This window comes from Sinorhizobium sp. NFACC03 (assembly GCF_900103435.1).
Lineage (GTDB): Bacteria > Pseudomonadota > Alphaproteobacteria > Rhizobiales > Rhizobiaceae > Ensifer.
Genome location: NZ_FMXF01000033.1, coordinates 39856 through 53491, shown reverse-complemented (window position 1 = coordinate 53491; position 13636 = coordinate 39856). Strand labels below are relative to the sequence as shown.

The following is a 13636-nucleotide window of genomic DNA, read 5'->3' as shown; positions in this document are numbered from 1 at the left end:
CGGCATGAGATTCCCAAATCAGCAGATTTGTCATTCGTATTGGATGCTGGATGGAGGCCAGCATCCATGACACGCCCCCTAGCAGGCGCCATTGTCTGTCATGACACGGGCAACGGCGACACCGAGACCGGCGTAATAGGCGACGGTCGCATCGAGGAAGGCGGCCGCGCCTTCTTGTCGCCTCTTCGGGGAGCCGAAGCCCCTAAGTCCCTTTAGTTTTTTGGCCGCTCGGCCAGGGCACCACGCGTCAGCCATTCACAATGGCTGAGACCCGGGAAAACTAGAATTCCTTCGCCAGTCCGGTCTCGAAGTTTTTTACGCGACCCCCAATCAAGCTTCTATATAGGGCCTCCGCGGAAGCGAACGCCGCTCGCCCATGCGATATGTTTTAGGGGAAATCTGGTTCCAGCATTCACGCACGGGGTAGGGGGGGGCGGATGCTCGAAAGTCGGGCCACCAATCCACGACAAACCGACGAAACCTTCGGGTCGCAAGAAAAGTCTCTCCGAGTATGGACTCGTGCTGTGCTGCAAATCCATCCTCGAACAATGGGAGTGCCGCCAGGCCGCCAGGGAGATGGCGTGCGGCCGACCGCATGCACCATAACGTTGGCGTCGCACGAACGAGTCCCTGCCTGGATGATGGGCTTAACGGTATCGTCCGTACGGGCACCCTGACGTCTCCTAATCCAGACACTAAAGCTTGTAGCCGATCTTTCGTAGCAGGTCTTTCCGCCACGTAATGTCCGCGTCGGTTTCGACACCCAGCGGTGAGGCGCCATCCACCACGCCGAGCACGCCGCGGCCCAGCTCCGTTTGCGCGACGATCACCTGCGTCGGGTTGGCCGTCGCGCAATAGATGCGGCAGACCTCTGGCACCGCGCGCACCGCAGCCAGCACGTTGACGGGAAAGAATCCGTCGCCCAGGAAGATCAGGAAAGTGTGGCCGGCGCCAATGGCCAATGCGTTGTCACGTGCGAGGGTGAGCATGGCTTCTTCATTACCCGACCACCGCACCAGCCGCTTACCTGAGGCCTCGCAGAAGGCCAGCCCGAAGCGGATGCCAGGAACCGCGCCCACCAGCGCCTCGTGGAGGTCTTCCACAGTCTTGATGAAATGCGATTGGCCAAAGATGAAGTTGGCGGCGTCCGGCTTGACGATGGGCACCACGGTGAGTTCCATGGCTGCGCTCCCTTCAAGGTAGGCAACGCAATGGTAGGTAGGACCACGGAAGGCGATTTCAAGCTGCCATACGAGACCGCTTTGGCCCCCCCAGCGCTGTCATCCTCACTTCTTCGCGGATCGACCAACACAAGGGAGGCGAAGACCAAGCGTGAGGTCAGTTTTTCAAATGCTGGGGAATCGTCGTTTATGGGTGAATTCGGTATCCGATATCGGGAAAATCCGACGGCTCCCTCCCCGCCAGACGGGGTCTGTTGAATTCGAACGCTCAGACGGAAGGCTCCAGATCATCATCCGTTCTGGGTCCTTTTTCAATCTCAGATCGCATTGCTCACAACATGAGCTGCGACAACGCTTAGTAGGGCCGTGCCAGTACGATGGCTGTTCTGTATCGCGCTAGGGAAGCGCTAACCCTTCCGGATTTCGCCGGCGCGCTCGTCGTAGCATGACTGAGCCTCTGCTCGTGGACGGCATTCGCGGCACTGCATCCTTCCGCAAACCAAAGGTCCAGTAACCCGATGGTTGGGACCTCAAACGTTAAGCCACGCAAGCAGTAAGAGAAGGACCAGCCCGGCGCCCACGACTCGGACCCAATGATTGTGAGTGATTTGGTTCAGTAGGCTAGGGGAGCCAAGCCTACCGTTGACATAGCTGGTGGTGACGTCTTTGCTCTGCAGCGAGGATCGAACGCGCTCGGTTCTGCAGCACAAGTTCAGGCGTTCTGCAGGGAGGGTATTGGACATGATTTTGCCCGCAGGCTCAACAGTCGCCTCGAGCAACCGGCGCTGTATCTGGCGATTGACCACGTCTGTTTGGATATCGAGGAAACCCCTGGCTCTCGCGGTTTCAGGCGGTGATGCTGGCACACCTGTCGCGCCGGTCGTGCATGACGAGAGTGGCGATAATAAAACCCTGGACTAACAGCAGCGCGTAGCCTCCGAGTATGATCTCGCACGGCACCACAAAATTCAGTTGCGGCGCGGCGCCGAGGATGACCGGTACGCTCCAGGAGACAATTGAAATCACGCCGCATCCTATCAGAGCGGTCTTCGTGGCGGGTCTGATTTCCGAGAGGAGCGCGGAGCCAATTTGGCGACGGATGAACGGTATCACGAAGCGATGGATAGCGAAGCCGTTGACAGTGAGGATGCTGACGATCGTCACCTTGGCCCAGATCTTCGGGTTGAGCAGCTTCTCGGGTTCGGTCACTTGATAGAGAAGGAGAAATCCCAAGCCCGAGGCCCAGAGTAGCAAGAGTCCGGCCGTGATAAACCGGCTGATCCATTCGACGTGTTCGACGAGTTCCGAGCTGACGATCATCCGACGGTAGCGTGACAACATCAGATCAAGAAACACCGCGCCGCCGAGCCCGAGAACCAATCCCGAGAAATGGACTAGCCGTAGCGTTGTACGGATGTATGAGGCCAGCTGCGGTGCTGACGACAAAGAAAGATCCAGAACACTCATTTCCCAACTCCCCCAAGAAAACGCGCGAATGCATTCGCACCCCGAAACAGGGCACGTCCGATGCTTCGGACTGTCGTGATTTGCTGCTCCGAAACGCGATTGGGAACCGGTCTCGGAGCGAGCTCGTTCTATGAAATGATGAGTTCAGATGTCAAGTATAATGCCGTGCTAATTCAGCAATTTGTAGATTGAAGGTGCGGCCTCTGGAGTGAGCCCTACCGGCACGGATTGCAGCCGAGCTCAGATGACGCGACCGCGACTGCAGGGGAAACCGTCGTCGCATAAGGGCGCCGGTATCGCCCTCGAAGGTCAGTCGTGCGCGCGGACGGACAATCTAGATTGCCGATCGTGCGGGGTCGCGCGCAGGACGTCGATCGGCCGCATGGTACATTGGCACTTTCAATGGCAAGCAACTGCAGGACGCTAAGAACCAATTCTCGAAGTTGGTGCAGAAGGCGCGCCATGATGGGCCCCAGATTGTCGCGCTGCGCGGTGAGCGCACGGCCGTCGTGCTGTCCGCTCATGACTACGACGCTCTGCGCGCCGGCCGGCCAACGCTGGTCGATGATCTGCTTGGCGGTCCCGCCTGGGACGTCGGCGTGAGCCGCTCGGCGTCGAACACCCGCTGTATGCCGGCATTCAATGTGTCCAATCGACGGAAGTACGGGTTCCTGTTTTAGACCTCTGAAGTTGCATAATGTATCGACCGGAACGCCTATCCCGGGCAGGGCATGACTCGATCAATATTTGCTAGGATCTGTCGCGTGGCCAACCGTCTGTCGGAGGGCTGAACCGAAAAGTAGTTCTATTGCCATAGATTCTACCGATGGTTTTACAGCGTGATTGCGACGTATGCTCCCGCCGCGAGTGTCTACTCACTCTCATTTTGCAACGGTTCAAGGGGTTAGCGTTATGAGCACTGGCGACATTGTATGGTTGGATTCTGATGATGGTGCCGGCAAACAAGCAGTGAAAGACCTTAATCTGTTTCAAGCCAACAATAATGAGACGTTTCGAAACCCCCGCGCATTCATCGGGGCGGCAATTGGAGCGATTTCTGGGGCCGCAGCGTCGTGGTCGCAAGCTGGAATTGGTTTAGCGGGGCTGTTGACGGGCGGAGGGAGCGACGGCGATTCTCTGGAGATAGAGGTCACGAACAATTCGTCGCAACCAATAGTTCTCTATAACTACAATCCAGCTTCCTGCAATGTTTCGAAAGTTCTGGAGCCAATTCCGCAGGGCGAAAGTGATACGTTCCTTGTAGATAACAGTTCTGGATTCGAGGCAGACAAAACCGAAATTAAGCTTCAGTTTTATATTGGTCCAACGAGACTGAGTATCACCTATAAATATACAGAGGAGGGCGATCCGGGGCGGTGGAAAATCAAGGCCCAACTCGATGAGCAGACCGAGCACGACTTTCCAGAATACCTACAACTGTTCGGCGCGACATTCTCAGTTACCTCCGGCGAGGGGAAAAACTTCAGTTTCTATACAGCGCCAATAGAGACTTCGACCGGGCAGATTTACTTACAGTTTTACGATTTGGCAAACTAGCTCAGCGGCTGCACAGAGCGCCCCTCGCTTGGCCGGCGCTCTGTGCATCGACTGGCGGAAGCCGCCGAGGCGACAGCCATTTAAGTTTGACAGCCGCGGGAATGTCGACCCCCCGTGGGGTGACGGTTCGATTCCGATCAGGGCGAGGGAATTGTCGGTCGTGGGGCGTGCAGGTTTCAACTGGATCATAGACAAGTGGGTAGCTGTTTCCTCCCCCAAAGAGGCCTCAAGCGTAGCGAGGCCGGGGCGACTCCAACCACGTCGCGTGTGTCCCCGTGGAACTTTTTGGCATCAGATCTGATTTTACAGTTACTTCACGGATGGAGCGAATTAATGGCGAGACCGCAAGTGCAGTGATGCATCGACGAGTGCCACAGCTGCTATTCCGTCTGTCTCTGGACCCAGTGCACAGACTGCAGGCGCGTGGCCGACATGAGCGCTTATGTCAGCGCTTATGTCGAGGCTTGCCGCAGTTGCATGGAAGTCCGTCGCTAGCGTTGGACAGATGGTCATTGAGGTAAATACGCCCGCGAAAGGTGTGCGATGGTTGGCGATTACGGTGATCTGCGCCTGCTGTGCTGCCTGTACGACCACGCAAGCGCCCAACACGAACCGCAGCAAAGCATATATCTCCGAAAAGGTATTCGGAGCGAAGGCTAACCCGTGGGTCGCCCACCGCAAGAATGTCGCCAAGGGCGGTGGCCGCTATGTGGTTGGCAAGCCCTATGTAGTGAAAGGCAAGAGCTATTTTCCGAAGGAGGACCCGAACTACGACAGGAAGGGGGTGGCTTCCTGGTACGGCTCGGCTTTTCAGGGGAGGCGGACCGCAAACGGCGAAGATTATGACCCGAAACACCTGTCCGCCGCACATCCGACCCTTCCCTTGCCCAGCTATGTGCGGGTGACCAATCTTGAAAACGGTTCTTCGCTCATCCTGCGCGTCAACGATCGCGGTCCTTATCGAAAGGGTCGCATCATCGACGTTTCCAGCAAAGCAGCAGACATGCTGGACCTGAAGCACCGTGGCACGGCATCCGTTCGGGTGCAGTATGTGGGGCGCGCCCGCTTGGGTGGGGACGACATGCCCTACCTCCTAGCCTCCTACATCAAGAAGAGGGACCGTTTCCCAGCCGTCAATCCGGAGCCTCAAATCGCAACCGGCGTAATGGTGGCCTCGGATCAGTCGATTGGCGACCAGTTGCGAAGCGACAGTCAGTCTTTCTCTCTGACGCGGACGAACCTTGCCGAAAAAACGCAGAGCGCCTCCTACCAGACTGGGACCAACTCCGCGGTCGCGTCACACACATCCAACCAACTCGGGATGTTGCCTGATTGGCTGTCCGAACACACACCATCGATGTCACGAAGCGCCAAGATCGCACCACAGACTCACGAAATGCCCTCCCTGGCGACGCTTGGTGTCAAATATTGCTTGGACGAGGACGGCGATGACGGTCTGCGCGACATGTGTGGGGTTCAAGTTCTCCCTCTGGCGGCCGGCAGCGGCACCAAGCGTCTTACCGGGGTAATCTCCATAAGGCGACGCCGCTCTTGCCAAAACGGCTGCCGCTGGCGGGGCACAACATTAGATCTTACCTAGCGTCGTTGACGGTCGTCATCGCCCGGCGCGGCTCGATGGAAAGCCTTCCATTGACCTCCGTGGCAAGCCCCGTTCATCGGATACTATAGTCGGCTGAGTAACTCCGACTTCGTGGCCTCGAATTCCTGATCCGTGAGAATGCCTTTCGCATGAAGTGCCGCGAGGCGTTCGATCTTGTCGAAGATGTCCTCATCCGACCGAACCGCCTCCGGCGCTGGATGTGCCCCCTGTTGTGGCTCGGCGGATTCCGACGCGGACGATGCGAATATCGACGGCGCAGCCGTGGCGGCGGATGCTTCGGTAGCCGGCGTGTCTGCCGGTTCCTTGCCGCCCTGCCGTATCACATCCAGTTCCGAAATTTTCACCAGCCCATACTGAGAGGTAAAGCTCAGCGACTGGTCGCCGCTTTGCTGTTGCGAGAACCCGCCAATGCGATGGTCCTTCGTGTCATAGACCATAACCCGGCCGCCGATATCGATCGCTAGCCGTCGGGTTGTCGGGAAAAAGGCATAACGCAGGTCATTCTGCGCCCCGGTCGAGGCAGGATGCCCGAGCTCCTCGGGCCACCAGTTCCCAGCCGAAAGCGCGCCCGGCACGAACAGGCTGACGCCGCCGCCCTGGTCTTGATATTGGGACTGGCGCGACGTCTGCGGGCGCGGCAAATCCATGCCGCGCACCAAGGCCGCAAGCTCGGAACAAACTCCGGCCACGTTTGCCTTCAGCGCATTGTTGAACATGTCGCCGACCATGATCATGCCGCCCTGCGACCATTGCCCCATCCCACCTAGATCGGGATGGTTGAACTGGGCCTGTGTCGCCTGCCCGGCGATAATCGCCATCAGAAGGTGCTCCACCGCGCCGAGGCTGACCCCGTACCGCTCTGCAATCCCTCCCAGGGTTCGTCGGCCCTCTTCACTGAGTTGTCTCATCGCGATCGCTTCCTTACTCCTCTCCGCTGAGGTCGCCTGTCTGTTCCGCCCTTTGGCTCAGATAGCAATTCGTCACTACTAGGCCTCGCCCCGCTCCATCGCCAGTTCTGCCTCGAGGCTCTCGGTGTCGCGGAAGATCGTGGCGACCGCCAGCACACGTCCGCCGCGCTTGAAGCGCAGGAGGCAGTCCTTGGCGGGAATGTCGCCCTCGACCTCGATCTCGTCCCATCCTTCGGCATGGCCGACATAGTTGATCGGAACGTTGTAATGCTGGCTCCAAAAGAACGGCACATCCGTGAACTCCTTCCGGCGTCCGAGCATGTTGAGTGCGGCTGCAGCGCCTTGCCGCTGCGCCACCACCCAGTGCTCCACTCTGATGTTCTCGCCGCTATGGGGATCGGGCCACCGGGCAATATCGCCGGCCGCATATATGCCCGGCACGCTGGTCTCAAGATAGGCATCGACCAGGACGCCCCGATCGGTGGCGAGCCCGGCCGCTTCGGCGAGACCGACCCGCGGCCGCACGCCGATGCCGACAACGACCATGTCTGCGGCCAAGATGCCGCCGCTGCTCAGCTGGATCTCCGTTGCGCCGATGCTCGCCGCGGTATCCCCAAGGTGGAAGATGACGCCATTCTCCTCATGCAGGGCGCGGATGAAATCGCTGATCTGCGGCCCCAGTATCCGTTCCATCGGCCGTTCCTCGGGCGCCACCACATGCACTTTGACACCGCGGCTTCGAAGGGCGGCGGCAACTTCGAGGCCGATGAAGCTGGCGCCCAGGACGACGGCGCTGCGTGCGGTGCCGGCTTGCGCGATGATCTTCCGACTGTCGGCAAGCGAGCGCAGCGTGTGGACGTGAGGCTGGTCGGCGCCGGGTATGGTCAGGCGAACCGGTTCGGCGCCCATCGCCAGCAACAGTCTGTCGAAGGCGACCCGCGCCCCATCGGCGAGCAAGATTTCGCTGGCGCGGACATCGATGCCGGCAACCCTGGTTCCGAGGCGCAAGTCGATGCCGTTCTTGGGATAGAAGCCCTCCTTGCGCAGCGGGATCCAGTCCTCCGGCGCCTTACCGGCGAGATAGTCCTTCGAAAGGTTAGGGCGGTCGACGGGCAGCGCCTCGTCATCGCTGATCATGACGATTGCGCCCTGAAATTGTTCGCGCCGCAGTCTTTCGGCGGCGGCAAAGCCGGCGGCGCCGCCACCGACGATGACGATCTTTTCGGGAGCCGCTCCGGCATCGCCTTCGCGTGAAACCGGTGACTGCTTCTTGCGCTTCTCGCCGACGATTATTTTGCCGCCGTGCTGTTCAACCGACCAGCAGGCGAGCGGCGATAACGCCGGAGCACGCAGGGCCACTCCGGTGCGCAGATCAAAGCAGGCGTGATGCCAGGGGCAGCGAACGGTGTCGTCGGCGACGAGGCCATCGACCAGCGGCCCACCGTAATGCGAGCAGCTGGCGGCTACCGCGAAGATCTCGGATCCGCGGCGCACCAGAAGCACCGGCTCGCCATCGCGATGACCGATCAACTTTCCGCCATCGGGGAGATCGGCGAGCGCAATGCCGAAGGCGAGGTCGGGTCCGCTCGGGTCTGAATGGTTACCGGCCATCTTCTCCTCCGTCGAAGGGCAACTGCCGATGTCGCCCACCGCGACGCTGGGCTTGCCTACCCAACAGGCAACTCGTCTGGAATTGTCCGCCATTCCGGCTCCCAGGCAAGCGAATTTGACCTGCAGTTGCGCACAATTTTTGCAATATGCCCCATAGGAGCAACCCGGGCACCGGCGCTGTGCCTCCGTGAATACGGCGGCCCTCGCCACGTGACCATAACGTTGTTCGGCGGTTCAGGACCGCGCGAATTCCAATAGTGGGCCGAAGTCGTGATTGTCGGCGGATCGCAAGGCAGTCACATAGCACGCTCGCAGCTGAACGAGGCGGCGTGTCTTGCGCAGATGGGAAGGATCAGTGAGGCAAGTAGGGCGGTGAGCGAACTGCCCGACGACTTCGATGCCGCCTTATACGCTCGCATTACCGCCGAGATCTGCAGCTTTAAAGAGCACGCGGCTCTTTGGCTTGATGGTTTTCATGCGGGAGTTGCGGTCTGAGGCTGTGGCAAACTATGCGACCGATGGTTCGAATCCGTTCGAGAGCGTCAAGTTTTGAATTCGCTTGGCTTCAACTCATGCATCCGCTGATCGTACTTCAGTCTTTCGATTTCTCCCGCGCTGATGCCTAAGCGGCCGCTCGTGTGGTGGAGCAAGGTAGATTTCCAACAAACGCAATCCGAGGATCAGTGCCGAATTGATGACCAAATATATGGCGGCTACCATGCAGAATACCTGGATGACGGCGAAGGTCTCGCTCATCAGATCCTTTGCTACGCCGGTCAGTTCCATCACCGTGATGGTGCTGGCAAGCGACGTCGCCTTGAGCGTCACGACGATCTCGTTGCTGTAGGCCGGCAAAGCGCGTCTCACGGCTATCGGAGCGGTGACGAGAAAAAAGACCTTGATCGACGACAGTCCCAGCGCGCGGGCTGCCTCGATCGCACCTTTGGGCACGGCGGCTAGGCCGCCGCGCATCACCTCGGCCGTATATGCGCCCGAGCAAAGGCTCATGGCGATCACCGCACAGGCGAAAGGCTCCCTCAACAGGATCCATGCTGGACTTTCGCGCAGCCATGCGAACTGGCTGAGGCCATAGTAAAGGACGAAGATCTGAACCAGCAGCGGCGTGGAGCGGAACGCTAGAACATAGGCTGATGCGATAGCCCGAAGAGACCGATGACGCGAAGCACGCGCCCAAGTGGCAACACCCGCCAGGACGAAACCAAGTGGGAGGGTTGCTGCCGCCAGTGCCAATGTGACCCAGATTACGCCAGCCAGCTCGCTAGCAACGTGTAGTGTCGTTTCGAAATCCATGATCAGCCCCAGCGCATTCTGTTCTCGACGGCGACGAACACCCGCGAGGATACGGCGACAAGCACGAAATAGATGACAGCCGCGGCGCCGTAAAAGACGAAGGGTTGTCCGGTCGTGCGCCCGGCGAGGCCGACGACCCGCATAAGCTCGGCCACAGAGATCACGGAAAGCAGTGTCGTTTCCTTGATGGCCATGATCCAGACATTGCCCAGGCCCGGCAGGGCCTGCCGGAACATTTGCGGCATGATGACCAAATAGAGTCCCAGAAGCGGACGAAGGCCGAGCGCGGCGAAAGCCTCGAACTGCCCGGCTGGAATTGTGCCGTGCGCGCCGCGGAACACTTCGGAGCTATAGGATGCCGAGACGAGGGTGACGGCCATCACGCCGACCGAAAACGCGTCTATCTCGATGTAGCCGGTGTAACCGAAACCGCGCGCGACCCACATCAGCGCCCCGTTGGTTCCGAAAAAGAGAAGGAAAATGACGAGCAAGGGCGGCACTCCTCGCATCACTGTCGTATAGAGATTGGCTACGCCCGCGATCCAGCGATTGCTTCCGAGCTTCGCCAGTGCAATCGCAAACCCAAGGGCGACACCGAGAACGTAGCCGAGGCTCGCGCAGGTTACGGTGACGCCGAGCCCGAACAGGAGCGGCCTGGACCAGCCCTGATCGTCCCAGGCCAGCATTTGAAGAATGGACGCGTCCGCAGCCATCAAAAATCATTCCCCGCAGATTTTCGGGTCGGCCTTGGTCGAGATATCGAAACCAAACCATTGCTGCGAAATCCGTGTGACTTCGCCGTCTTTCTTCAGTTGGCAAAGGGCCACGTCCCATGCTTTGCGAAGCTCCTCGGTATCCTTGCGCATCAGTCCGCCGACACCGACGCCGAGATAGTCGAACTGCTCGAAATCAAGATTGGGTGACAGGATCTCGATCGTTTCGCCTTGTGGCGAACCCGTGAGAGCTATCCGCTCGACATGGCCCGTCATTTACCGCCGCTGCCCGCACTGCGCGCTTTCGAAGCTGCGGCGCGCCATCTGAGCTTCGCCAGGGCGGCTGGTGAGCTGAGCGTGACCCCGGGCGCAGTCAGTCATCACATGAAACAGCTCGAAGAGTGGGTCGGTGGACCGCTGTTTGAACGGCGCGCCAATGGCGTGGGGTTGACGGAGACCGGCCGGGTCTTTGCAACGCGCCTCGGTGCAATCTTCGATCAACTCACCGCCGTTGGCGCTGCGGCGCGAGTGCCCGGCGGACTCAGCACCGTCACCGTTCGTTGCCAGTTTTCACTCGCAACGAAGTGGCTTGCACCCCGCATTGGCAAATTTCGCAAGGCTCATCCCGACATCTCCGTGGCTGTCATGGCTCTGCCGCACCGATGGAGCACTAGGGAGCCGGATCCGGATCTTGCAATCTATCATGGCCGTGGAACGATTCCGGGCGTCCGACAGGATACGCTGATCAATGGCAGCCTGGTTGTCGTCGGTTCGCCCGACTTGGCGGCCACCCTCCCGCCTGCGTCGACACCTGCTGACTTGTTGTCCCGGCCCCTGATCAAGGTGGATTATGCCGAACCGGGCTGGCACGATGAAGGGTGGGAAGCATGGTTTGCTGCAACCGGGTTTGGGCATCTCGAACTGCGGTCAACCTTGTCGTTCAATCTGGTGCACCTTGCGATCGATGCCTGTCTGTCGGGCGCCGGCTTCGCTCTGGCTCCAGATTTCCTGGTCGAGACCGAGCTTTGCACCGGGCGGCTGGTCGATGCCTTCGGGATATCGCTGCCGATTAGGCAGCCCTATGTCATCATGACACCCGACGCTAATCTTGCGCGACCAGAGGTTGCGATCCTAAGAAGCTGGCTCCTGGATCAAGGTATTGCGACGGCTAAACTGGGGTAACCAGTCCCGCATGTGCTTTCAGTCCTAGTACTGTTCTCGCCGGCCTCGTTCGAGCAAGAGACGCATGGTGTGCAGGTTGGTTTCACGTTGGTCCGACGTCTTCGGTTCTCGACTTTCCGGTCTTGCGTTCTGGCTGAGGTCGCAATGACCTTTTGACGCGGCCCGGCAGGTGTGGGTGTGTTTCAGCATGCAATTTGGCTCAGACTCATTTTTCTATTCAATAGAAGCATGGGGGGAACCCAAGATACCTTCTCGCCCAAGTTCCTTCAGCGGTGGTAGGGACTGTCGTGATCCTTCGATTCCCTACGCACTCAGCGCGGAAGGCTTTTACGCCACCACAATCGGGACTTTGGTCGGCGAGGCCTTGACCCGGTTGTAGAGGTCGATGACGTCCTGATTGATCATGCGCACGCAACCAGAAGATGCTTGAGTGCCAATGGTCCACCATTCCGGTGAGCCGTGCACGCGATAGCCAGTGTCGTGGCCGTCCTTGTAGATATAGTGCGCGCGGGCGCCGAGCGGATTGTCGAGCCCACCCGGCTGACCGCCCGTCCATTTCACCAGCTCCGGCTTGCGCGCGATCATCTCTTTGGGCGGCGTCCAGGTCGGCCACTCCTTTGTGTACTGAATCTCCGCGCGGCCGTTCCATTCGAAGCCGGCCTTGCCGATGCCGACGCCGTAACGGATCGCTTCGCCGCCTTCCTGCACCCAATAGAGATGCCGCTCGTTGAGCCGTACCACGATCGTACCCGGCGCCTCGCCGGTCGGATCGATAACAATCTGACGCCGGAATTCCGGCCTGACCTTCTGGAACGGGATTGCCGGGATCACGAAACCATTATCGATCAGCGAGGCATACATCGTGCTATTGTCGGTGATGTTGCTGTCGACGCTGATCGGTGGGATCGGGCGGATGGACCCGGTCGGCATGTGGTCAACGCCCACAGGCGGCATACCACCCGACGGCTCGATTGGTCCCAGCGACGGGAGTTCCAGCGTCTGCGAGCAGCCGGAAGCGCCAAGCAGGGTCATGACACCGAGGCCCGAAAGCACGGCGCGGCGGGAGACGATGTACCCGGACTCCGGTATGGGCGCGCCAGAGGAAAGCTTCTGATCTTGCGGCTTACGCATGCACTTTTTACCCCAAACGAACGGTCGGCATCATACCCACCGCATGGGCACATTTTCACAATTCATGGTTAAGAAGGCGTGAAACCGGCCTCCCGGCCGCTTCCCATTTGCAAGTGCAGGGTGGCAGACGCCATCACGTGGGCTCGAGGGGCTGGATGGTATAACCCAACTGCTCGTCGGAGCCGCTACATTTTGGGTTCTTCGGCAGCAGTTATGCGCTCCAGTGATTCCAGGGCGAGCAGCCATGGACACTGTCGGCGTCCTTATGGATCAATCCGACATAATTGCGCATGTTCGTTACCTCAGTTTGAGTCCAGCTTGTTTCTCGATACTCTTCAGTGTTCCGATCGGATATTCCTTTTCGGGTGTGGGACAGTGACGCGGCAATCTGGCTCCGGTTGCCAGCGATAGGCGCGGTATCACTGGCAATTCCAATGTAGTGATAATTTTGAATGGCGTGTTTCTGACGACTCCGAATCGTATTAGGGGATGCGACGTTGCACGGTAGGGAGCTCGATGCTTCTTATGGAAGTTCGATCTCGCCGGTCACCACGTGGTCGAGGTCGGTGCCTTCCGCCGTCAACGTCATGCGGACCTTCAGCTTTTGGCCGCCGATCTGCCCTTCGCGCACCGTCTCCTCGATCTTGCGCTGCGAGGTGATGCCGACTTCCTTCAGGAACTTGCGGATCGACATGTTAAAGGCGTCTTCGCTCATGGCAGAACTCCACTGTGTTCAGAAGGGATTGTAAGGGAAGGCGAGTGGTCAAGGAAGCAGGACTGTGAGGCGCGGTGTGCTACAACAGACTGCGACCCAAGAAGAGGCGCCGGGCCCTTTGAACTTAACCGATTCTGGGAGGAGGCGTGGAACCGATCCACGTGATGCGCTCCGGGGGGGCTCGAAAATCGCATAATGTATCGAACGGAACTGGTCACCAGTTGACTGGCAGCGCCGGT

Annotated in this window: 13 protein-coding genes and 1 pseudogene; 4 read left to right on the top strand and 10 right to left on the bottom strand. The window is 59.3% G+C overall.

Annotated elements, in window-relative coordinates; translation table 11 throughout:
* Positions 1-695: 695 nt before the first annotated feature.
* Complete coding sequence (locus BLU35_RS28885; protein ID WP_058330212.1) at positions 696-1181, bottom strand: adenosine-specific kinase; 486 nt, start codon at positions 1179-1181, stop codon at positions 696-698.
* Between the two features lie 846 nt (positions 1182-2027).
* On the bottom strand, positions 2028-2648 hold the full coding sequence (locus tag BLU35_RS28880) for a hypothetical protein (RefSeq protein WP_093235585.1): 621 nt from the start codon (positions 2646-2648) through the stop codon (positions 2028-2030).
* Positions 2649-3037: 389 nt separating this feature from the next.
* Here BLU35_RS28880 and BLU35_RS28875 point away from each other — a divergent pair, with 389 nt between their 5' ends.
* The 3 genes from BLU35_RS28875 to BLU35_RS28865 all read left to right on the top strand — a co-directional run bounded on the left by BLU35_RS28875 (position 3038) and on the right by BLU35_RS28865 (position 5805).
* Positions 3038-3328 carry a type II toxin-antitoxin system Phd/YefM family antitoxin gene (locus BLU35_RS28875; RefSeq protein ID WP_286161660.1) on the top strand — a complete coding sequence of 97 codons (291 nt, stop codon included), beginning with the start codon at positions 3038-3040 and terminating at the stop codon, positions 3326-3328.
* A 232-nt stretch (positions 3329-3560) separates the two neighbouring features.
* Positions 3561-4205 (top strand): hypothetical protein, encoded by a 645-nt coding sequence (locus BLU35_RS28870; protein ID WP_093235584.1) that lies wholly within the window; start codon positions 3561-3563, stop codon positions 4203-4205.
* A 505-nt stretch (positions 4206-4710) separates the two neighbouring features.
* Complete coding sequence (locus BLU35_RS28865; RefSeq protein ID WP_093235609.1) at positions 4711-5805, top strand: septal ring lytic transglycosylase RlpA family protein; 1095 nt, start codon at positions 4711-4713, stop codon at positions 5803-5805.
* 83 nt (positions 5806-5888) lie between these two features.
* On the opposite strand, the gene BLU35_RS28860 is transcribed toward BLU35_RS28865, so the two are convergent.
* The 5 genes from BLU35_RS28860 to BLU35_RS28835 all read right to left on the bottom strand — a co-directional run bounded on the left by BLU35_RS28860 (position 5889) and on the right by BLU35_RS28835 (position 10645).
* Complete coding sequence (locus BLU35_RS28860; protein ID WP_093235582.1) at positions 5889-6734, bottom strand: SHOCT domain-containing protein; 846 nt, start codon at positions 6732-6734, stop codon at positions 5889-5891.
* Between the two features lie 78 nt (positions 6735-6812).
* Complete coding sequence (locus tag BLU35_RS28855; protein WP_093235581.1) at positions 6813-8345, bottom strand: FAD-dependent oxidoreductase; 1533 nt, start codon at positions 8343-8345, stop codon at positions 6813-6815.
* Positions 8346-8915: 570 nt separating this feature from the next.
* The gene (locus BLU35_RS28845; protein WP_093235578.1) at positions 8916-9656 is read right to left on the bottom strand and encodes an ABC transporter permease; all 741 of its coding nucleotides are present in this window, start codon (positions 9654-9656) and stop codon (positions 8916-8918) included.
* 2 nt (positions 9657-9658) lie between these two features.
* Entirely contained in the window at positions 9659-10369 is a 711-nt protein-coding gene (locus BLU35_RS28840) for an ABC transporter permease (RefSeq protein WP_210185170.1), read from the bottom strand.
* Between the two features lie 6 nt (positions 10370-10375).
* Positions 10376-10645 carry a transporter substrate-binding domain-containing protein gene (locus tag BLU35_RS28835; protein WP_093235606.1) on the bottom strand — a complete coding sequence of 90 codons (270 nt, stop codon included), beginning with the start codon at positions 10643-10645 and terminating at the stop codon, positions 10376-10378.
* On the opposite strand from BLU35_RS28835, the gene BLU35_RS28830 reads away from it, so the two are divergent.
* Positions 10634-11551, top strand: coding sequence for a LysR substrate-binding domain-containing protein (locus tag BLU35_RS28830; RefSeq protein WP_093235576.1), 918 nt, complete (start codon positions 10634-10636; stop codon positions 11549-11551). The two genes, BLU35_RS28835 and BLU35_RS28830, sit on opposite strands and share 12 nt — an antisense overlap.
* Positions 11552-11878: 327 nt before the next feature.
* Here BLU35_RS28830 and BLU35_RS28825 read toward each other — a convergent pair whose 3' ends face one another.
* From BLU35_RS28825 to BLU35_RS28820, 3 genes and pseudogenes are all read right to left on the bottom strand, one after another.
* On the bottom strand, positions 11879-12682 hold the full coding sequence (locus BLU35_RS28825) for a L,D-transpeptidase (protein WP_093235575.1): 804 nt from the start codon (positions 12680-12682) through the stop codon (positions 11879-11881).
* 297 nt (positions 12683-12979) lie between these two features.
* Positions 12980-13080, bottom strand: a pseudogene (locus BLU35_RS36395) (type II toxin-antitoxin system HicA family toxin); the annotation flags it as partial.
* A gap of 125 nt (positions 13081-13205) precedes the next feature.
* Positions 13206-13397: a DUF6494 family protein gene (locus BLU35_RS28820; protein ID WP_093235573.1), complete on the bottom strand. Its 192-nt coding sequence runs from the start codon at positions 13395-13397 to the stop codon at positions 13206-13208.
* Positions 13398-13636 lie beyond the last annotated feature (239 nt).

Bases quoted from the DNA above. Each gene is read 5' to 3' on its own strand.
- BLU35_RS28835 (WP_093235606.1), bottom strand. From the start codon at position 10,645: ATGACGGGCCATGTCGAGCGGATAGCTCTCACGGGTTCGCCACAAGGC.
- BLU35_RS28860 (WP_093235582.1), bottom strand. From the start codon at position 6,734: ATGAGACAACTCAGTGAAGAGGGCCGACGAACCCTGGGAGGGATTGCA.
- BLU35_RS28825 (WP_093235575.1), bottom strand. From the start codon at position 12,682: ATGCGTAAGCCGCAAGATCAGAAGCTTTCCTCTGGCGCGCCCATACCG.
- BLU35_RS28855 (WP_093235581.1), bottom strand. From the start codon at position 8,345: ATGGCCGGTAACCATTCAGACCCGAGCGGACCCGACCTCGCCTTCGGC.
- BLU35_RS28820 (WP_093235573.1), bottom strand. From the start codon at position 13,397: ATGAGCGAAGACGCCTTTAACATGTCGATCCGCAAGTTCCTGAAGGAA.
- BLU35_RS28885 (WP_058330212.1), bottom strand. From the start codon at position 1,181: ATGGAACTCACCGTGGTGCCCATCGTCAAGCCGGACGCCGCCAACTTC.
- BLU35_RS28880 (WP_093235585.1), bottom strand. From the start codon at position 2,648: ATGAGTGTTCTGGATCTTTCTTTGTCGTCAGCACCGCAGCTGGCCTCA.
- BLU35_RS28840 (WP_210185170.1), bottom strand. From the start codon at position 10,369: ATGGCTGCGGACGCGTCCATTCTTCAAATGCTGGCCTGGGACGATCAG.
- BLU35_RS28845 (WP_093235578.1), bottom strand. From the start codon at position 9,656: ATGGATTTCGAAACGACACTACACGTTGCTAGCGAGCTGGCTGGCGTA.
- BLU35_RS28865 (WP_093235609.1), top strand. From the start codon at position 4,711: ATGGTCATTGAGGTAAATACGCCCGCGAAAGGTGTGCGATGGTTGGCG.
- BLU35_RS28830 (WP_093235576.1), top strand. From the start codon at position 10,634: ATGGCCCGTCATTTACCGCCGCTGCCCGCACTGCGCGCTTTCGAAGCT.
- BLU35_RS28870 (WP_093235584.1), top strand. From the start codon at position 3,561: ATGAGCACTGGCGACATTGTATGGTTGGATTCTGATGATGGTGCCGGC.